We start from the raw sequence: 17,866 nt of genomic DNA, 5'->3' as shown, positions 1-17,866 counted from the left end.
TCAGGCCGGACTGGATTTCTTGATCGCTTTCTCGCGCTTGATCAGCTCGATTTCGCGCATCTGAAGGTCGAACTTGTCGATCGCCAGCCGCTCTTCCGGGCTCAGCCGGTCGAGATCGACATGCGCGATCAGCACGCGCAGCGCATCGCCGATCTGGCCGAGCTGCCGGCCATAGGTGCCCACCTTGTCCAGGATCCGCCTTTCCAGCTCCGGATCGCTCGTCCGGCCGAGATAGACGTTCAGATTGCCGAACTGATTGCCGTTCAGCGTCCAGTTCCACGGCAATATGCTTTGCGTCACGTCGCCCGACAGGGGCAATTTAAGGCTGCTCTCCATCCCGGCACCTCCGCTTATTGGGTGCCCCAGAATGTCATGCTTCGGATCAGGCGAACAGCAGCCGGTCCTCCCCCAGATCCTGCAGCAGACCGATGAAGCCGCCCGTCCGCATGCGAGGATCGAGCCTTGCCGCATCCATGCCCGTCAGGTGCAGGCCGGACTGGCAGGCGATGAGCTCCACGCCCAGCGCCAGCGCCTCATCCAGAAGCTGGCCGAGCCGGGGCAGGCCAGCCGCTTCCTGCGCGGCATCGCCCGGAACGACGAGATCGGACCTAAGCAGCGTCACCGCCATGCCCTGGCAGAAGATCCGTGCCGAGGCTCCCAGCGCCGCCTGCGCCGCCGCGAGCGACAATGCCGCGCGAAAGCGTTCGGGCGCGGGCTCCGCAACGATGATCGTCAGCCCGCGCAAGCGCAGCCCGGATCTTTCGGCACGGTCAGGGTACGGAAGCGGAAGGCGAGCGCATCGACCAGCAGCAGCTTGCCCGCGCTGTCCTCGCCGAAGCGGGTGATGGCGCGCACCGCCTCGATCGCGGCGAGGCTGCCCATCACCCCCGTCAATGCGCCGAGCACGCCCTGATCCGCGCAGGAAATGTCCGGCCGGTCCGGATCGGCGCCGACGAGGCAGCGATAGCAGGGCTTGTCCGCCTCCCAGCCGCGATAGAGGGCGAGCTGCCCGTCAAACTGGCCGACCGCCGCCGAAACGAGCGGAATGCGCAGCGCATGCGCCGCATCGGCCACCACGAGGCGCGTGGTGAAGCTGTCCGATCCGTCCACCACCACGTCCGCGCTCTTGAGCAGCGCCATGGCATTGGCGGCGTCGATCCGCGTCTCGACGGGCATGAAGGCGACGTCCGGATTGAGCCGGGCGACCGCGCGCGCGGCGGCATCCACCTTGGGCGCGCCGATATCGTCGATGCCGAACAAGGTCTGCCGCTGGAGATTGGAAAGCGCCACATGATCGTCGTCGATCACGGTCAGCCGGCCGATGCCGGCGGCGGCGAGATATTGGATCAGCGGCGATCCGATCCCGCCCGCGCCGATCACGGTGACATGCGCGTCGAGCAGCCGCCGTTGACCCTCGCCGCCAATCTCCTTCAGGATGATATGGCGCGCGTAGCGATCGAGCTGCTCGTCGCTGAACATCAGCCGAGCGAGTGCACGCCGGTCGAGCCGAAGCCGCCCGCGCCGCGTACCGTCTCGTCCAGCTCCGCCACCTCGGCGAAGGCGGCGCGGGTGACGGCGGCGGGAACGAGCTGGGCGATGCGCTCGCCGCGCACGATCGCGAACGGCTCGGCCCCGAGATTGGCGAGGATCACCTTCACTTCGCCGCGATAATCCGCATCGATCGTGCCGGGCGTGTTGAGGCAGGTGATGCCATGTTTGAGCGCAAGGCCCGAGCGGGGGCGGACCTGCACCTCATAGCCCTCGGGGATTGCGATGGCGAAGCCGGTGGCGACCGCATGGCGCGCGCCCGGCGCCAGCGTCACATCCTCGGCCGCGACGATGTCGAGCCCTGCGGCATGGGCGGTGGCATAGGCCGGAAGCGGAAGGTCCGCCCCATGCGGCAGGCGCTTGAGCCGGATCGAAATGTCAGGCGAGTTCATCGGCGATTCTCTGTGCGATGCGGGCGGCGACCTCGCCCTTGGGGAGACGATCCCAGCTTTCGACGCCGGCGGCGGTGATGATGTGGACGCTGTTGGCCTCGCCCCCCATCACATCCCCCGAAACATCGTTGGCGACGATCCAGTCGCATCCCTTGCGCTGCCGCTTGGCGGTCGCATGGGCGATCACGTCATTGGTTTCGGCGGCGAAGCCCACCACCAGCCGGGGCCGTCGCGGACCGGCGGAAAGGCCCGCCAAAATATCCGGATTCTCGCCGAGCATGAGGGCAGGGGGCGTGCCATCCGCCGGTTTCTTGATCTTCTGGCCCGAAGGCTCGACCCGCCAGTCGGCGACGGCAGCGACCATCACCGCCACATCTGCCGGCAGCGCCGCCTCGACCGCGGCCGCCATCTCGCGCGCCGTCTCGACATCGACGCGGCGGATCCCGGGCGGTGTGGGCAGGCTTACCGGCCCCGCGACGAGCGTCACCTCCGCGCCCAGATCGGCCAGCGCGCCGGCGATGGCGAAGCCCTGCTTCCCCGACGAGCGATTGGCGATATAGCGCACCGGATCGATCGGCTCATGCGTGGGCCCCGCGGTGACGAGCGCGCGCCGGCCCGTAAGCGGGCGCGCAGCGGGCCCGGCGCGCTGCCGCGCGATCGCGGCGAGGATCGCGTCCACCTCCGGCAGGCGGCCCGGCCCATATTCGCCGCAGGCCATCGGCCCCTCGTCCGGCTCGATCACCGTCACGCCGTCCGCGCGCAGCCGGGCGACGTTGCGCCGCGTCGCGGCATGGAGCCACATGCGCACATTCATCGCGGGCACCGCCAGCACCGGCTTGTCGGTGGCGAGCAGCAGGGTGGTGGCGAGATCGTCGGCGATGCCGGCGGCCATCTTGGCGAGAAGATCGGCGGTGGCGGGGCAGACGACCAGCAGATCCGCCTCGCGGCTGAGCTGGATATGGCCCATCTCCGCCTCGTCCTTGAGGTCCCACAGGCTGGTGTGGACCGGCTGCTCGGAAAGTGCGGCGAGTGTCATCGGTGTCACGAAATGCTGCCCGCCCTCGGTCAGCACGCAGCGCACCGTGGCGCCTTGCTTGCGCAGCCCGCGCACCAGCTCGCACGCCTTATAGGCCGCGATCCCGCCGCCGACGATCAGGAGGATGCGCTTGCCCGTCACGCCCTCAACCTAATAGCAGCGCCGCCGCTGTGCCAGCGACCGCTGCCAGCAGAGCCACCGCCGCATAGCGCCAGCCGCCGCCGATGCGCACCAGATGCACCTCGCGCAGCGGCGGCGGCGGGGGCGCGCCGCCCTCGGGCGGGAAGCGCGCCTCGATACGGCGGATCAGGTCGGGCAGGCCGGCGAGCGTCTTGAAGTCGGTCGTCAGCCGGTCGGCGAGCCAGGCTTCGGGGCCGAGCTCGGAGCGGAGCCATTCGCGCACGAAGGGGCCGCTCGTCTCCCACATGTTGATGTCCGGATCGAGCGTGGTCGCCACCCCTTCCACCATCACCATCGTTTTCTGGAGGAGGAGGAGGTGAGGCTGGGTCGGCATGTCGAAGTCGCGCGTGATCCCGAACAGCCCGTCGAGCATCTGGCCGACCGATATGTCCTTCACCGCAAGGCCCCGGATCGGCTCGCCCACGGCACGCAGCGCGGTGGTGAACTCCGCTATATTATGATGCGGCGGCACATAGCCCGCCTCGAAATGGATTTCCGCTACGCGGCGATAATTGCCGGTGATGAGGCCATGGATGATCTCGGCCAGCCACATGCGCGCGCGCCGGTCGATCCGGCCCATGATGCCGAAGTCGATCGCCGCCAGCCGGCCGTCGGGCAGGGCGAAGAGATTGCCCTGATGCATGTCGGCATGGAAGAAGCCGTCGGCGATCGCCTGGCGCAGGAAGGCGCGGACGAGGCGCGCGGCGAGCGCCTTCGGATCATGGCCGGCGGCGATGAGCGCCGCGCGATCGGAAAGCTTCACGCCTTCAAGCCATTCCAGCGTCATCACGCGCCGCGCGGTGCGGCTCCAGTCGATCTGCGGCACATAGAAGCCAAGCTCGGCCTCCATTCCCTCGGCCAGCTCCGATGCGGAGGCCGCCTCGCGCCTCAGGTCGAGCTCGCGCGCGGTCCATTGGCGGAAGGTGGCGATGACGAGCCGGGGACGCAGCCGCGCAAGCTCGCCCCCCAGCGCCTCGGCCTGGGCGGCGGCCCATTCATAGGTTTCGATCGCGCGGGCGAAATCCTCCTCCACCCCCGGGCGCAGCACCTTCACCGCGACGCGCCGCCCATCGGTGGTGACCGCGCGATAGACCTGGGCGATCGACGCGGCGCCCACTGCCTGCTCGTCGAACGAACTGAACAACGCATCGATCGGCTTGCCCAGGCTCTGCTCGATCGATGCGCTTATGTCCGCGAAGGGGGCGGGAGGCAGCGCATCCTGCAGGCGGAAGAGATCGGCCGCGGCGGCCTCCCCCACCAGGTCCGGCCGGGTGGCGAGCGCCTGGCCGAGCTTGATCGCGGCGGGGCCGATCGCCTCGAACGCATCGGCATAAGCGGGCGTCGCGGGCACTTTCGCGCCGAACCGGGCGAGGCGGATCAGCCGGCGCACCGGAGGCGGCGTCAGCGGATCGCGCTCGATGCCGGTGAGTGCGCCATGGCGCGCGAGGGTGCGACCCCATTTCAGGAGCCGCCAGATATGGACGATGGAAGATGTCATTGGCGGGCGATCAGATCTTCCAGCCGCTATGGATCGCGACAAGCCCGCCGAGCAACGGCTCGACCGAGCAGCGTACGAAGCCGGCGCGCTCGATCATGCCCCGGAACGTCGCCATGTCGGGGAAGCGGCGGATCGATTCGATCAGGTAGCGATAGCTCTCCTCGTCGCCTGCGACATATTTGCCGATCTGAGGGACGAGCTTGTGCGAATAGGCGTCGTAAATCTCCCCGAAGCCCGGCCATAGCGTGGTCGAGAATTCGAGGCAGAAGAAGCGCCCGCCGCGCTTCAGCACACGATGCGCTTCCTCCAGCGCCTGCTGCACGCGCGTCACGTTCCGGATGCCGAAAGCGATGGTATAGGCGTCGAACTGCCGATCGGCGAAGCTCAGCGTCTCGGCATTTTCCTCGGCCCAGATCAGCCCATCCAGCCCGCGCTTCAGCGCGCGTTGCTGGCCCACTTCCAGCATCGCGCCATTGATGTCGGCGACGGTGACGTTCGCGCCCGCCTTCGCCATGCGGAAGGCGATGTCGCCCGTGCCCCCGGCCATGTCGAGGATGGACTCACCCGGGCGCGGCTTCACCCGGCGGACGAAACGGTCCTTCCACAGGCGATGCATGCCGCCCGACATGGCGTCGTTCATCAGGTCGTAGCGTGAGGCGACGTTGCGGAAGATCGCATGGACCTTCCCGGTCTTTTCCTCGATGGGCACGTCGGCATAGCCGAAGGAGACGGTTTCGCTCATGCCGCCCGCTCTAGCCAAGGCTTGCCGTGGCGGCAAACGCAACCTAGCGCTGGCGTCGCCATGCCCGAGCTTCCCGAAGTCGAAACCACCGTACGCGGCCTGCGTCCCGTGCTTGAAGGCCATCGCCTCGCGCGCGTCGAGCCGCGTCGTGCGGATCTGCGCCGCGCCATCCCCCAGGACCTGCGGCAGCGGATGACGGGCGCGGTCGTCACGGGCCTTCGCCGCCGCGCCAAATATGGGCTGATCGATACGGATCGGGGCGATACGCTGATCTTCCATCTCGGAATGTCCGGCCGCTGGCGGATCGATCCGGACGGGATCGGTGCGCATGATCATTTGCTGGTGGAGACGGAAGCCGGCCGGCTGCTCGCGCTCAACGATCCCCGCCGCTTCGGATCGCTCGATCTGGTCGAGACGGCCGGGGTCGATGAATGGCCCGCCTTCCGTGCGCTCGGCCCCGAGCCGCTCGGACCCGATTTCGGCGTCGCGCATCTCGCGCGGATGTTCGAGGGGCGGGTGGCGCCCATCAAGCTGCTGCTGCTCGATCAGCGGATCGTGGCGGGGCTCGGCAACATCTATGTGTGCGAGGCGCTCAACATGGCGCGCATCGATCCGCGCAAGCCCGCCGGCCGAATCGGCAGGGCGAAGCTCGCGCTGCTTGCCTCGGCGGTGCGCGAGGTGCTGGCGGCGGCGATCGAGGCGGGGGGATCGACCTTGCGCGACTATGCCCGGCCGGACGGCGAGCTCGGCTATTTTTTCAAGCAGTTCCGCGTCTATGGGCGCGAGGGGGAAGCCTGTTCCTGCGGGGGCACGATCCTGCGTCAGGTGGATGGCGGGCGATCGACCTTCGCTTGCCCGAAATGCCAGCGGTGAATCGTTGACCGATCGCCCGTTCCTGCGTATAGGGCGCGCCTTCACGGTACGGGCTGGCCTGTGCCGCCCTTTCCATTGACAGGTTTCGAGGACAAGCATGGCGAACACGCCGCAGGCAAAGAAGCGCATCCGTCGCAACGAGCGTCGCGCCGAGATCAACGGTGCGCGCATCAGCCGCATCCGCACCTTCGTGAAGAAGGTTGAGGCCGCGCTGACCACGGGCGACAAGGATGCCGCCGTCACGGCGCTCGCCGCGATGCAGCCGGAACTGGCGCGTGGCGTCTCCAAGGGCGTGATCCACAAGAATACCGCCTCGCGCAAATTCTCGCGCCTCACCAAGCGGGTTGCTGCCCTGGGCTGAGTCGCCCGGGACTGCATCAAAAGGTTAAGGAAAAAAGCCCGTCGGCCCAGGCCGGCGGGCTTTTTTCGTTCCCCCGGAAATCAAATGCCTATGCTGCGGATTTACAATGATTCGTACGTAAGCGAATTTCCCCGTACGGGGAAAATCTTAGTATAATCAATCACTTGATACTTACGAAATCGCGATCCCCGGAATTGCGTCGTCAAGATCTATATTTCACTTCAATGACGCTTCGAGGCCTTGATCGGGCTCCCGACACGTCCCTAAGGTCCCTCCCTCCGGCGGCTGATTCTTCCGCCGGAAGGATAGCAGAGCATCGCACCATAGGCGTTGGCGAGGGGTGTCGCCGCGTATGGGATCGCTTTGTCTTGAATAAGCGGGCCGCCCGATCGGGCGGGGGCAAGAGATTATTGGGGTGGCGCGAGAGGTGAACTTGGGTTTCGCATATCAGGGCGATGTCAGCGATGGTGCGCTCGATCCGGCCGAGGCGGCGTGGGAGGCGATTCGTGCCAGCCTGCGCAAGAGCATCGGTGCGCGCACCTTCGACGGCTGGCTGAAGCCGCTGACGCTGGCTGCGTTCGATGCGGAGGAGGGGCATGTCCGGCTCCTCGCGCCGTCCGAATTCATGGCGAGCTGGGTGCGCACCCATTTTGCCGATCAGCTCGGCCATGCCTGGCGCGCGATGCTGCCGCAGATCAGCACCGTCACGATCGAGACGGCGGCCGAAGCCGCACCGCGCGCGATGTTCGCGGCGCCCGCCGAAGCTGCACCTGCCGAGGCAGCGGACGAGGCACCCGCCGTTGCCGCCGCCGTCCCGGCATCCGCGCCTGCCGCCCCCTCCGCCGGCGCGGGCAGCACCCCGCTCGAGCCGCGCTACACATTCGACAGCTTCGTCGTCGGCAAGGCCAATGAGGTCGCCTATAATGCCGCGCGCACCTTGGCCGAGGGCGGCCCGCTCGCCTTCAACCCGCTCTTCCTCCATGGCGGCACGGGTCTCGGCAAGACGCATCTGATGCATGCCATCGGGCATGAATATGTCGCCCGCCATCCGGGCGCGCGGGTCGTCTATATGTCGGCCGAGAAGTTCATGTTCGAGTTCGTCGCTGCGATGCGGCAGAAGGATACGTTCAGCTTCAAGCAGTGGCTGCGCGCGGCCGACGTGCTGATGATCGACGATGTCCAGTTCATCTCGGGCAAGGAATCGACGCAGGAAGAATTTTTCCACACGATGAACGAGCTGATTTCGGGCGGCCGCCGCCTCGTCATCAGCGCGGATCGCAGCCCGCAGGATCTGGACGGGATCGAGAGCCGCATCCTCTCCCGCCTTTCCTGGGGTCTCGTCGCGGACGTGAATCCCGCCGATTTCGAGCTTCGGCTCAACATCATCCTGAAGAAGCTCGAAACCATGCCGCAGGTGATGGTGCCGAGCGATGTGGTGATGTTCCTCGCCAAGCGGATCAGCGCCAGCGTGCGCGAGCTGGAAGGCGCGCTCACCCGCGTCGTCGCTTATGCCAATCTGTCGGGCAAGCCGATCGACCTGGAATTCACCCAGGCGACGCTCGCCGATCTGCTGCGCGCCAATCAGCGCCGCGTGACGATCGACGAGATCCAGCGCCGCGTGTCCGATCATTATCGTATCCGCCAATCGGAAATGGGCTCGGCCCGCCGCGCGCGCGAGGTCGCCCGCCCGCGCCAGATCGCCATGTATCTCGCCAAGCAGCTTACGCCGCGCTCGTTGCCCGAGATCGGCCGCCGCTTCGGCGGGCGCGATCATACGACGGTGATCCACGCCGTCCGCCAGATCGAGAAGCTGCGCGTCACCGATGCGGAGCTGGACGCCGACGTGCGCCTGCTGATGCGTCAGCTCGAAGGCTGAGCGCGCCTTTCCAACGAATATCGTTTCGCTAAAGCGGCATCCTTCTTCCTCCCGACAGGGGAGGGGGCGGGATGCCGACGCGTGCGGGAACGCTGCCCGCCGGCGTTGCGCCCGCTGATCCCCAAGCGTCTGCGCGCCTAACCCCTATCGTCATGCCGAACTTGTTTCGGCAGCCATCCCTCATCCGCACCGTCACGCGGGGTTTCAGGGTGACGGCGGTCTTGCGAGAGGGGCCCGCCCAACAAGGATTCTGGGAAGGGACAGGCATGGCGCGGAAACAGCTTGTGGTGGGCTCGCCGCCTACCGCGACATGCGCCAGAAACGCCCTTAATATAAGCCATGTTGGCCAAGCGTAACATGCCGGTACCCCCGAGGATACCCCCAGATTATCGCGGATGTATTCCCGCCGCTTCAAAGACGGCTCACGGGAATCGATGGCGCCATGACTGACTATCAGAACAAACGCGGAACATATATGATGTCGCCGCGACTAGATGGGAGGTCACGATGGTGGATCGATACGGTGAAGAGCGCCCCGCGTTCGGCGCGTGGCTCCTGATGCAGAAGGACAGGGAAGGGCTGGTCGGCGCGCTCGTCGCCGCAGCGAAGGCCGATCGCCAGTTTCCGAAGAACGGTGGCCCAGAGGATGTCCGCAAGCGGCTGCGCGACACGATCGCCGATGGCGAGATGTTCGAGGCGGTCGACGATGCCGAACTCGACTGGGTGAGCTACTGATGCCCCGGAGCGTACTTCCCCGCCGGATCACGCTGCAGGATATAAGCTACGTGGTCCATTTCGCTTTGCAGCAGGTCCCCCGGAGCGTCCTGCTCGATCTGAGGAGCAAGGATCGGTTCGTCCACGACGCGGCCCTTGAGCAGATCACTAAGCGCATCGTCGCGCGGTTCGAGGGATATGAGATCTATGGACCACCTGAGGGGAAGAGCCATAGCTGCCTCTGAGCCACGCGGATCATTCGGTCGGTGGCTGCTCGCCCAGGCCGGGCGAGACGACTGGATCGGCGATCTTGCGCGCGCCGCGAAGAACGATCCCGGCTTTCCTCGCCGTGGCGAATCTGAAGACGTTCTGCGTCGGGTCCGCTCCACCGCAGCCGATGGCGACATGTGGCAGGCCGCGCGAGCAGCCGAGCGGGAATGGCGGGAAGGCTGCCAATGCCCTTGACCGATTGGGAGCTATGGGCCTGCGCCCAGCAGGTCATCAAGACGCACGGCGACCGGGCGCCGGCATTCGTGGCCGAGCGGATCGAAGCGCTGGCGGTCGCGGGCGATTACTTGGGGGTGCAAACTCTCCCCGAAATTCCAGTACGCCCTTTCCTGGTCTGTCAAACGGGATACGTTCATGTTCAACGATCCGGCGCGCGGGCACTGAAAGGCAATTCCGCCCGCGCTCCGGAGCCTCGCCGGTGGGCCGTCGGCGGGGCTCCCTTTGGGCGCTAATCCGATCCCGTCCTTGCCCACCTTGCTCCCCGAAGCGCGATCGGGCCCAATACTGGTGGGCAGCGTTCGGGGCCTCTGCGCTGTCCGGAGCCCCGTCGGGGTGACACGGCGGGGCTCCTACCCGTCAGACATCGCCCGTCTCGGGCCGCGCCTCGATCGGGTCGCCCTCTAGACCGCAGCGCTTTTCCGTACGCAATATCCACGCTCGCGTGACCGCTTCCGACCGGCTCTAGTGGCGCTGCAGCGGGCGGTCCCCCACTTTCTGCCCGCTGCACATCTTCAGAGCGCCGCTATCTCAGCGCTCATCACCACCCGCAACCAGCATAAAAAAAGGAACCCACTTCACTTTTCTGTTTGACAGAAAGGAAGTGAGTTCCTAAAACTGTTCTTGTCAGCGGGGCCCAACCCGCTGGCAGAAACGGAGAAACGAAATGCTTAATTTCGCCCTCCGGTTCAAATGGAAGCGGATCAGACTGACCCTCAAAATCCGCCTCTAACCTGACCGGCTCTCGGACCCGCCAGAAGAAGCGGGACGGGAGCCGGCCTCAAAATACGACGGAGGCCGACATGATGCAAGCGGACGAACTCAAGGCCCTGCGCAAGGCGCTCGGGCTCACACAGGCCGAGCTTGGCGAGGCGCTGGGGATGACCTCCAAATATGTAGGCATGATGGAACGCGGCGAGGCGGCGATCGAGATTCGGACCGCGCTGGCGATGCGCTATCTCGCCGAGCACCCGGAGGCGGCCCGGGCGGAGGTCTAAACCTCTTCGACCGTGAAGGCGGCGGGGCTTCGCTGGCGTCAGGCCTCGCCCGTTTCCGGCAGTAGCCCGGCGATATCTTCCATCTCTGTCGCTCCCGCCGGAAGTGCCATCCCCGCCTTCGCCGGAAAGGCGAACCGCCCGTCCGTTAACGCAACAATGTCCGCCCAACACCGGGTCACTTGGACCGGGGCGACCTCGCCGGTGACGAGGGTATCGTCGGGCAATGTGGCCGTTGCCGCCGCCTCGGCCACCTGCGCGGCGGCCAGCGTGTCGAAAATCCACCAACTCATGGACGGGCTCCCTTATATGGATGGTCGGACGGGAGACTCGCTACCTTGCCATATTCCCATGCGCCATAACCTTCGACCTTTTGCCGATTGGCGGGCGAGGGTGGGGCGACGAGCACGCCAGCCATTTGAATATCACCACTGAGATAATTCGCGAGATTTCCGGCGTTTAGCGTAGAGCCCAGCACCATCGGGAGGCGTGGCAGACCGACGCCGGCCGTGCCCGAGCCGAATGTCTGCGTCCCCACGAGCGTCCCGTTGCAATAGAGCGTTGCGGTCAGCGCATCGAGGTCGACGTCAAACCAGAGCATCGGGTTCGTGGACAGGGCGACCGGCAGGGTGAAGGTGAGCAGCGAACCAACGGCGACCGAATTGCGCAGGGTGATGCGCACCTGGCTCGCCTGGCTGTTGACGTTGCTGATGGCGACGCCTGCGCGCTGCGCCGAGCTTCCGCCCTCGCCGAAGCTCATGAAATATTGGATGCTGCCCTCGGTCGCCTTGCCGCCAAGCAGGACGATGGAGAATTTCTTTCCAAGCTCGACATAAGGATCGCACGGCGAAATCTGAAACTCGCTGATGACGTTCTTCGCGCTTCCGCCCAGGTGATAATTCTTGTCGTTGTTGGCGAATAGCCGGTTGCCGTAGACGTAGAAGCCCTCCATTGCGGTGGATTCGGTCAATATCTTCTTCTCCCGGATATAGTTGTACCAATCCGTTTGAGTGTCCATGCGATAGACTTCGCCCGGACTTCCGTTAGCGCCATAGCAATAATAGAGATCATGCGTCACAGGGTTCCAGCACATCTGATCCTTGGACGCGCCGATGGTTCCCGCCTTGGGCAGGAAGGCGGGCCTATGCTCGGTCGCCCAGCTCCCCGTGTCCTTGGCGACCCAGCGGATATCGCCATCGGTGAGCGTGACGGTGCTCCCGTCGATGATGGTGACGGCATTGTTCGACGATGCCGAATGCAGGATCACCGCGTCGCGATCGCCGTCATAGGCTAGCGCGTTGATCGAGGTGCCAAAATTTAGCCAACCGAGCAGTGCGCGGGCGACCGGATCGATATGGAGCGCCTTGCCCACACCGCCATCGGTGATCGCGAGATAGATCGTCCCGTCCGGCGCGATCGCGATGCCCTGCGCCCCGCCGCCGATCGGGATGCCAAGATCGGATAGCTTGATCTCATCAAGCTTTTGGTAGGTCAGGCTGAGCTTAATGATCGACGGGGCGCGAGAGGACAGTGCAGCGCCATAGGCAGGATGGCCGCCATGCGTCGCCCACCACCCGGTGATATTGCCGCCGCCGTCGAGGATGGCGGCCAGGCCCGTGCAGACAAAGCCGGTGCCGGGGACGGAGGTATTATGCGCGTCCGGGAGCACCGTCTCGCCGATCAGCGCTGCCGTCTCGGTGTCGACCGTGAGCGCGCCGCGCTGGGCCATATATTTCTGCGAAGCGGCGGCGAACGTTGTCTTGTTGCCGGCCAGGGCCGGCTGCTTGGCTGCATTCGTCTGGATGAGCGGCGCGCCGGATGAGCCCTTGGTGCTCCAGCTCGCGACGTTGCCGCTGTTGAGCGTGAGGGTCGAAGAATCGGTCGCGGTCACAAATGGTGCCATGCCAAGCGCGGTGGGTGCCCAGAGCGCGGGCGGCGGCCGCCTCGCCGCCACCTCCGGGATCGAAAAGCCGAACCCGATCATCTCAGTAAAGCGCCAGAATATCGGCCGCCGTGGTGCCGGTGGCGCGGATATATTCGGACCTGAACGGCAGGATCGCTCCGGAAGGCACATTCTTCCATACCTGATCGGCGGTACCGGACTTGCCGCGCATGGTGATATTTCCGCCAGTCCCGACATAGAGGGCCTTGGGAACATCGGTCAGCGGATTTGTATCGTGCGGGGTAATGGCGACCGCGCGCGTGGCTGGTGAGCTGACGGAATCAGAAAACGAGCCGAAGGGATCGGACATGATGGTCTCCTGGTGGTGAGGATTAGTGGGCGGCGCTGCCTGCGCGCGCCTTCTCGGCCGCAATCAGGCCGAGCAGCTGCAGCCGGATCGCGCCGGCGGTGGCGTAAAGGTCGAGCGCGCCGGCCAGACATTGGCCGCCGTCGAGCGTCCCGTCAGTGCCGCGCGGCATCGGCGGCAGATCCGGCGGCGGCGCCAGCAGGTTCGCCGGCAGGCTCGCGGTTGGCATTGGCGCGGGCGCGGTCGAGCAGGCGGACGCCATCGCCATCGACGCACTGAGTGCGATAGATCGGACGAGTGATGATGCGGGGCACCTCACGGTAGATCTCCCTGATTTCGATTTGTTGGGCGGATTGGGCGGCGGCGACCCGGCCGTTGAGCATGCTGATTGCGGCCTCGGCCTTGCGCATGATGGCGATGGCCTTGGCGGCGGCCCTCGCGTGCGCGGCTTCACTGGCCGCATAACCGCGGCGATAGGCGCGCTGGTCGATCCAGAGATAGGCGCCGATCAGCAGTGCGCCGCCGAGCAGATAGGGCCAGAGGCGGCGGAGGATCAGGCTCATGGCTTGCGCCTCGCTTTCGCACGCGCCTGCGCTTCGTCGACCAGGCGCTGCGCCTCCTCGTCGGACATCGGCTTGCCGGTGACGGCTTCGAACAGCCATTGCGCGACCTTCCGGCCGTCATATGTCTTTCCGTCCGGATTTTGGGCGAACTCACCCAGCGTCTTGCCGCCTATGCTCATGCCTCGTTCCTCGAAACGGGCACACCGGCCACATTGGACAGCCACACCGGCGCGCCGATCACCGGCACGCCCTTGGGCCAGCGCCGCGCGATGCAGCGCCCCTTGCCGAGCCGCATGATGGTGACAGCATCTCCCTGATTGCCGCCGAGTACATGATAGTGCGTGGCATCCTCACCGACGTAGAAGCCGACATGCCCGCCGGACGGGCGATCGAAGACGAGGATTGCGCCCGGCGCGAGCCGGTCCATGCGGAGGTTTGCGCCCCAATCCGCCCAGGCTTTCGCGCGGACGGCAACCCTCATTTCGGCGAGGTCCACGCTCGCCTCCCGGAGGCAGGTGGCGACAAAGAGCCCGCACCACGGCACGCCGTCAGCATTGTAGGCGATGCCGAGCACCTTCACGCCGAGCTGCCGGGCCCAGCCGAGGATGGTGGCGCTGTTGGCCGCGCCCGGCGCTTCGCGCGTGCCGAGCTTGGCCCGCGCGGCCGTCAGCCACGCCGGTTCGGTGGTCATAGGATTTTCCTTGGTGGATCAGCAGTCTTCGCTGGGCGGATAGAGCGGTGCCGGCGCGTCGACTGGCGGCAGGGGCGCGAGCGGGTCCGGATCGGTGGGCGGCGGGATCAACGCTGCGACGAGGCAGCTCACCGATGCTCCGCCCGAGACGGTGATGATCAGGGCTGCGATCGTGCCGAGGTCGCTCATGATTTCGCCTCGTCGAGACCGATGCGCCGGCGGACGACGGCCTCAAGCGCGTGGACGAAAAATGCGAAGCCGAGCGCCCCGCCGAACAGCGCGCCGAGGACGGCTGCGACCGGAGACACCCAGCCCTGCGCCGCGCCGAGGACGGCGAGCGTCGCGAACATGGGCAGCGCCGCGAACTCCGAGATGATCAGCCAGCGCCGCTTGCGCGCCCATCGGGCATAGGCGGCCGGATCTTCCGGCGGGGCCGGCGCGACGCCGAACAGCAGCCATGTGACCCTGGCCGCAAAGGCCGTCAGCGCAGCACCATAGGCGGCCGCCCACAGCACCGCGAGGTCACGCGGGCTCATCGCGCCGGCCCCGTGCCGGCGACAGCATTCGTCGTCATGTCATGATCCCCCTATTGAGGTGGCTATTTGGTGATTTTCACCCAGCGCGGTCCGTCGGCGGCCTGCCGCCGGTCCCAACGATATCCGTGCCGCTCAAGCGCCTCCCAATCGGCGACGCGGTCGGAGCGGTTGTCGAGCACCCAGGTTGCGTCCTCGAAATCGACCGTCAGGACGGCATGGTAAGCGCCCGTCTCGTCCCAACAGGTGGCGAGGCGGAGGTCCCGGTCCGGCCAGCCGATCTCCCGCAAGGCGTTGCGCTTGGCCAGCGCATAGTCCTCGCAGTCACCCTCGCCGGTGGCGGGCTCCCAATGGTCGAGCTGGCGATAGAGCGACAGGTCGGTGCGATAGCGCACGTCATGGTTGATCCGCACATTGACCCGGCGTAGCCCGGCGAGCGTCAGCATCTCATGTCGCCCGGGTGGCGCCGGCAATAATCGGCCCAGCCGATCGGCGCGGGCGCAGCGGCGCCGTCACGCATGGGGGCTGCTGGCGGCGTGGCGCAGCCGGCCAGCAGCATGAGCAGGACGAGGCCAGCGTTACGCATCGATCGTCTCGCACATCCAATAGGAGCCCAGGAAGGTCATGCGCATCACCGCGCCGGCCGCCGGTGACCATGTCGTCTTGCTGGCGTGGCGCAGCGCGTAAGAGGTCTGGCCGTCTCTCGTCACGTTCGGCTGGGTAAAATCAAACGCCGCATTCGCATTGTTGATCGTGACGGTCACCGTCACACCCTTGATCATCGCGGCGCTGCTCGTGGCGCTGTTGATATGGGTGATGGTGGCAGCGGACGATAGCGCAAGCTGCAAATCCCGATAGGCCTGCCAGAAAAAGCGCGCGCCGACCGTGTTGCTGGATTGATCGAGCACCGCCTGCCAGCTCGTCACCGTCTCCTGGCCGATGAGCGGCTGCATGTAGCTTTCGGCCCCAGCGGTGAACTGCGGCCCCAGCAGGCCGGCACCGATACCGCGATTGTCGATCAGCACCACCTTGTTGCCGGCCTGCGTCGCGCGGACCGTCTGCGTCGAGCAGTTGGCGTCGATCCGCGCAAACGTCGTGTCGCGCACCTCGATATCTGGAGAGGATGCGCCGTCGCCGTTCGTGTTGGTCCCGCCGACCGCAGCGCGATCCGCATAGGCGGCAGTCGCATCAAGGCCCCAATCCTCGATGCGCATCCCGAGCGCCTTGAGGTAGCCGGCCGGCACGTCGGAGCGGATCGCTGAGCGCTGCGTTCTGGCGATGCGTCCGCGCGCCTCCAGCCTGGCGCCATTGGCGTTGATGCCGACCTGGCAATCGGTGATGACCGCATCGACCAGCGCATCGCCACTGGAGAGCAGCTTGACGCCCTCGACCGAGGCGTTGGTCACCTTGCCCGTGAACTTGTCATAGACGTCGACACCCTGCGCATAATCCACCGTGCAGTCGGTCGCGACCTTGGCAGTGATCGCCTTGCGTGTGATCGGCGTCGCGGCCGTGCCGAGAACCGTGCAATTGGTCACCTTGCCCGAATTGGCCGCCTCGATGCGCGGTTCGGCGAGCAGCCCGTTGATCGACTTGGAGACATGGACATTGTCGATCGCGACGCGGCCCGTGCGGTTGTCGTCATTGCCGAGTTCGTCATTGACGGTGACGCAGCCGTTGCGCATCGAGCCGTTGGTGATCGAGACGCTGATATGGCGGCCGCCGACAGGCCTCGTCGAGAAAGCTCGGACGAACAGATCCGCGACATTGGCTGACGAGAGTGCCGCGTCGTTGATCTCCATGTCGAAATTGATGATGTGGCAGACTTCCATCTGCTCGACATGGATGCCGCTTTCGCTCCAATTGAGCCCGTTATAGCCATCGATATAGCAGGCGGTCCTGCTTTCGGTGACCGGGTCCAGATCATTGACGTTGGTGTGGGCGGTGATGTGGTGGCTACCGCCCTCGGCATCGATGTCCCGGAAGAATACGCGGCCCATATAGTTGCGGCGCGCCGCGAAATAGTGGCTCTGGTCGGCATGGACGTTCCACTGCATGGGGAAACCGCCCGTCGCGCGATTGCCGCTGAATACGACCACCTCGCACTCCTGAGCGTCAACGCCACTATGTATCGGGTCTTTGACGTGGACCCCCTCCACCAGCGCCTGCATGAAGCCCTGAATGAAAACGAGCGCGCCATAGCCCTTGCTGGCGGAGGACTGGCCCGCCTGCCACTGGGCTATGTACTGCGCCTCGTTGCCCGCCCGATTGCCGTCGAGCGTGCCGCCACCGTGCAGGCGGAAGAAGCGGTTGACCGGCGTCTGCGCAGCCGATCCGGTGAAGACGAGGATGCTATATTTGGTGTTGTTGGCGAGCCTGAGCGTGGCCCCGTTCAGGTCGAGGTCCACCCAGCGTTTCTGGCTGAAAAGCGCGTGGCAGGGGCGGTCGCTGCGGTCCGCCATGCCGCCGTTATCAAAGAGATAGGTCGCCTGCTGGCGGCAAAGGATCGAACCATATTCGGGGAAGGCATAGCCCAGGCGCTGCCATGCGGGCTTGTCGTTGGCGATATTGTCTCCGACCGCGCCGAACCATTCAGGCAGCAACGTCTGATTCCTGAGAAAGACGATACGGCTCTTGTCATTGGCGGTCGCGACACGGATCGAGGAGGTATCCGCCGGCCAGCCCGTGAAGATCTGCCAGGCACCCGCAAAGATGATCGCATTGACGGACAGCGTCACCCCATCCGGAACGAGGATCATGGCGCCGGGCTCGAAGATCCAGACGCCCGTGAGGGTGAGCGACGAGCTGATGCGATAGATTCCCGCCGTCAGCCTGTTCTGCTGGCGGGCGGCCTGCGCGGCCAGGAAGGCTGCGGCGTTGTCCGTGGTGCCGTTGCCGCCCGTGCTGATCGCCACGCCTGCAAGCGCCGCCAGCTTGTTGGGCGAAGCCACCTGCACCACCGCCCCGTCAGGCGCCGTATAGGGATAATAGCCGTCCTGGCCGCCCGTGGCAGAACCCGTCATGATGACGGAGAGCTGATCGTGATTTCCCTCGAACTTGACGACGAGGTCGGCGATCATCTGCGCCGCTTCGGAAATGGTCACCATCGCC

At 65.9% G+C, this 17,866-nt stretch carries 27 protein-coding genes; 8 read left to right on the top strand and 19 right to left on the bottom strand.

Going from position 1 to position 17,866, the window contains the following annotated elements:
• From CLG96_RS02270 to CLG96_RS02240, 7 genes are read right to left on the bottom strand one after another with little or no spacing between them, the layout of a single operon-like run.
• Positions 1-336 (bottom strand): hypothetical protein, encoded by a 336-nt coding sequence (locus CLG96_RS02270; RefSeq protein ID WP_107966225.1) that lies wholly within the window; start codon positions 334-336, stop codon positions 1-3.
• Between the two features lie 46 nt (positions 337-382).
• Positions 383-745 (bottom strand): DsrE family protein, encoded by a 363-nt coding sequence (locus CLG96_RS02265; RefSeq protein ID WP_107966224.1) that lies wholly within the window; start codon positions 743-745, stop codon positions 383-385.
• On the bottom strand, positions 733-1,482 hold the full coding sequence (locus tag CLG96_RS02260) for a HesA/MoeB/ThiF family protein (protein ID WP_107966223.1): 750 nt from the start codon (positions 1,480-1,482) through the stop codon (positions 733-735). Before CLG96_RS02260 ends, CLG96_RS02265 begins: the two co-directional genes overlap by 13 nt.
• The gene (gene dut / locus CLG96_RS02255) at positions 1,479-1,940 is read right to left on the bottom strand and encodes a dUTP diphosphatase (protein ID WP_107966222.1); all 462 of its coding nucleotides are present in this window, start codon (positions 1,938-1,940) and stop codon (positions 1,479-1,481) included. Before dut ends, CLG96_RS02260 begins: the two co-directional genes overlap by 4 nt.
• Positions 1,927-3,117, bottom strand: a complete 1,191-nt coding sequence (gene coaBC / locus CLG96_RS02250) for a bifunctional phosphopantothenoylcysteine decarboxylase/phosphopantothenate--cysteine ligase CoaBC (RefSeq protein WP_107966221.1) — start codon at positions 3,115-3,117, stop codon at positions 1,927-1,929. The genes dut and coaBC overlap by 14 nt, the downstream gene beginning before the upstream one ends.
• Before the next feature lie 4 nt (positions 3,118-3,121).
• Positions 3,122-4,654, bottom strand: coding sequence for a 2-polyprenylphenol 6-hydroxylase (ubiB, locus tag CLG96_RS02245; protein ID WP_107966220.1), 1,533 nt, complete (start codon positions 4,652-4,654; stop codon positions 3,122-3,124).
• Between the two features lie 10 nt (positions 4,655-4,664).
• Complete coding sequence (locus CLG96_RS02240) at positions 4,665-5,396, bottom strand: class I SAM-dependent methyltransferase (RefSeq protein WP_107966219.1); 732 nt, start codon at positions 5,394-5,396, stop codon at positions 4,665-4,667.
• A gap of 60 nt (positions 5,397-5,456) precedes the next feature.
• Between CLG96_RS02240 and mutM the strand changes: the two genes are divergently transcribed.
• The 8 genes from mutM to CLG96_RS02200 all read left to right on the top strand — a co-directional run bounded on the left by mutM (position 5,457) and on the right by CLG96_RS02200 (position 10,722).
• Positions 5,457-6,269 carry a bifunctional DNA-formamidopyrimidine glycosylase/DNA-(apurinic or apyrimidinic site) lyase gene (gene mutM, locus CLG96_RS02235; protein WP_107966218.1) on the top strand — a complete coding sequence of 271 codons (813 nt, stop codon included), beginning with the start codon at positions 5,457-5,459 and terminating at the stop codon, positions 6,267-6,269.
• A gap of 97 nt (positions 6,270-6,366) precedes the next feature.
• Positions 6,367-6,630 (top strand): 30S ribosomal protein S20, encoded by a 264-nt coding sequence (gene rpsT, locus CLG96_RS02230; RefSeq protein ID WP_107966217.1) that lies wholly within the window; start codon positions 6,367-6,369, stop codon positions 6,628-6,630.
• Positions 6,631-7,063: 433 nt separating this feature from the next.
• Entirely contained in the window at positions 7,064-8,506 is a 1,443-nt protein-coding gene (gene dnaA, locus CLG96_RS02225) for a chromosomal replication initiator protein DnaA (RefSeq protein WP_165799491.1), read from the top strand.
• A 507-nt stretch (positions 8,507-9,013) separates the two neighbouring features.
• Complete coding sequence (locus tag CLG96_RS02220; RefSeq protein ID WP_107966215.1) at positions 9,014-9,241, top strand: hypothetical protein; 228 nt, start codon at positions 9,014-9,016, stop codon at positions 9,239-9,241.
• On the top strand, positions 9,241-9,465 hold the full coding sequence (locus CLG96_RS18590) for a hypothetical protein (RefSeq protein WP_107966214.1): 225 nt from the start codon (positions 9,241-9,243) through the stop codon (positions 9,463-9,465). Before CLG96_RS02220 ends, CLG96_RS18590 begins: the two co-directional genes overlap by 1 nt.
• On the top strand, positions 9,419-9,685 hold the full coding sequence (locus CLG96_RS19410; protein WP_423828178.1) for a YozE family protein: 267 nt from the start codon (positions 9,419-9,421) through the stop codon (positions 9,683-9,685). The genes CLG96_RS18590 and CLG96_RS19410 overlap by 47 nt, the downstream gene beginning before the upstream one ends.
• Positions 9,658-9,960, top strand: coding sequence for a DUF6961 family protein (locus tag CLG96_RS19405; RefSeq protein WP_423828177.1), 303 nt, complete (start codon positions 9,658-9,660; stop codon positions 9,958-9,960). Before CLG96_RS19410 ends, CLG96_RS19405 begins: the two co-directional genes overlap by 28 nt.
• 567 nt (positions 9,961-10,527) lie before the next feature.
• Positions 10,528-10,722 (top strand): helix-turn-helix transcriptional regulator, encoded by a 195-nt coding sequence (locus CLG96_RS02200; RefSeq protein WP_207796527.1) that lies wholly within the window; start codon positions 10,528-10,530, stop codon positions 10,720-10,722.
• Positions 10,723-10,760: 38 nt separating this feature from the next.
• Here the strand turns inward: CLG96_RS02200 and CLG96_RS02195 are convergent, their stop codons facing one another.
• The 12 genes from CLG96_RS02195 to CLG96_RS02155 form a co-directional block, all read right to left on the bottom strand.
• Positions 10,761-11,012, bottom strand: a complete 252-nt coding sequence (locus CLG96_RS02195) for a hypothetical protein (protein WP_107966210.1) — start codon at positions 11,010-11,012, stop codon at positions 10,761-10,763.
• Positions 11,009-12,703, bottom strand: coding sequence for a hypothetical protein (locus CLG96_RS02190; RefSeq protein ID WP_107966209.1), 1,695 nt, complete (start codon positions 12,701-12,703; stop codon positions 11,009-11,011). The genes CLG96_RS02195 and CLG96_RS02190 overlap by 4 nt, the downstream gene beginning before the upstream one ends.
• A 1-nt stretch (position 12,704) precedes the next feature.
• Entirely contained in the window at positions 12,705-12,971 is a 267-nt protein-coding gene (locus CLG96_RS02185) for a spike base protein, RCAP_Rcc01079 family (RefSeq protein ID WP_107966208.1), read from the bottom strand.
• Between the two features lie 22 nt (positions 12,972-12,993).
• Positions 12,994-13,140 (bottom strand): hypothetical protein, encoded by a 147-nt coding sequence (locus tag CLG96_RS18585; RefSeq protein WP_165799490.1) that lies wholly within the window; start codon positions 13,138-13,140, stop codon positions 12,994-12,996.
• Positions 13,124-13,531, bottom strand: coding sequence for a hypothetical protein (locus tag CLG96_RS02180; RefSeq protein WP_107966207.1), 408 nt, complete (start codon positions 13,529-13,531; stop codon positions 13,124-13,126). Before CLG96_RS02180 ends, CLG96_RS18585 begins: the two co-directional genes overlap by 17 nt.
• Positions 13,528-13,710 carry a hypothetical protein gene (locus tag CLG96_RS02175; RefSeq protein WP_107966206.1) on the bottom strand — a complete coding sequence of 61 codons (183 nt, stop codon included), beginning with the start codon at positions 13,708-13,710 and terminating at the stop codon, positions 13,528-13,530. Before CLG96_RS02175 ends, CLG96_RS02180 begins: the two co-directional genes overlap by 4 nt.
• Positions 13,707-14,222 carry a TIGR02594 family protein gene (locus CLG96_RS02170; protein ID WP_107966205.1) on the bottom strand — a complete coding sequence of 172 codons (516 nt, stop codon included), beginning with the start codon at positions 14,220-14,222 and terminating at the stop codon, positions 13,707-13,709. The genes CLG96_RS02175 and CLG96_RS02170 overlap by 4 nt, the downstream gene beginning before the upstream one ends.
• Before the next feature lie 18 nt (positions 14,223-14,240).
• On the bottom strand, positions 14,241-14,411 hold the full coding sequence (locus CLG96_RS18580) for a hypothetical protein (protein ID WP_165799489.1): 171 nt from the start codon (positions 14,409-14,411) through the stop codon (positions 14,241-14,243).
• On the bottom strand, positions 14,408-14,758 hold the full coding sequence (locus CLG96_RS02165) for a hypothetical protein (RefSeq protein ID WP_107966204.1): 351 nt from the start codon (positions 14,756-14,758) through the stop codon (positions 14,408-14,410). The genes CLG96_RS18580 and CLG96_RS02165 overlap by 4 nt, the downstream gene beginning before the upstream one ends.
• A gap of 62 nt (positions 14,759-14,820) precedes the next feature.
• On the bottom strand, positions 14,821-15,201 hold the full coding sequence (locus tag CLG96_RS02160; protein WP_107966203.1) for a transglutaminase-like cysteine peptidase: 381 nt from the start codon (positions 15,199-15,201) through the stop codon (positions 14,821-14,823).
• Positions 15,195-15,341, bottom strand: a complete 147-nt coding sequence (locus CLG96_RS18575) for a hypothetical protein (RefSeq protein ID WP_165799488.1) — start codon at positions 15,339-15,341, stop codon at positions 15,195-15,197. Before CLG96_RS18575 ends, CLG96_RS02160 begins: the two co-directional genes overlap by 7 nt.
• On the bottom strand, positions 15,334-17,862 hold the full coding sequence (locus tag CLG96_RS02155) for a hypothetical protein (protein WP_107966202.1): 2,529 nt from the start codon (positions 17,860-17,862) through the stop codon (positions 15,334-15,336). The genes CLG96_RS18575 and CLG96_RS02155 overlap by 8 nt, the downstream gene beginning before the upstream one ends.
• Between the last annotated feature and the right edge of the window lie 4 nt (positions 17,863-17,866).

It is taken from the genome of Sphingomonas oleivorans, from assembly GCF_003050615.1.
Lineage (GTDB): Bacteria > Pseudomonadota > Alphaproteobacteria > Sphingomonadales > Sphingomonadaceae > Sphingomonas_H > Sphingomonas_H oleivorans.
This window is presented reverse-complemented; position numbering and strand designations above follow the sequence as displayed.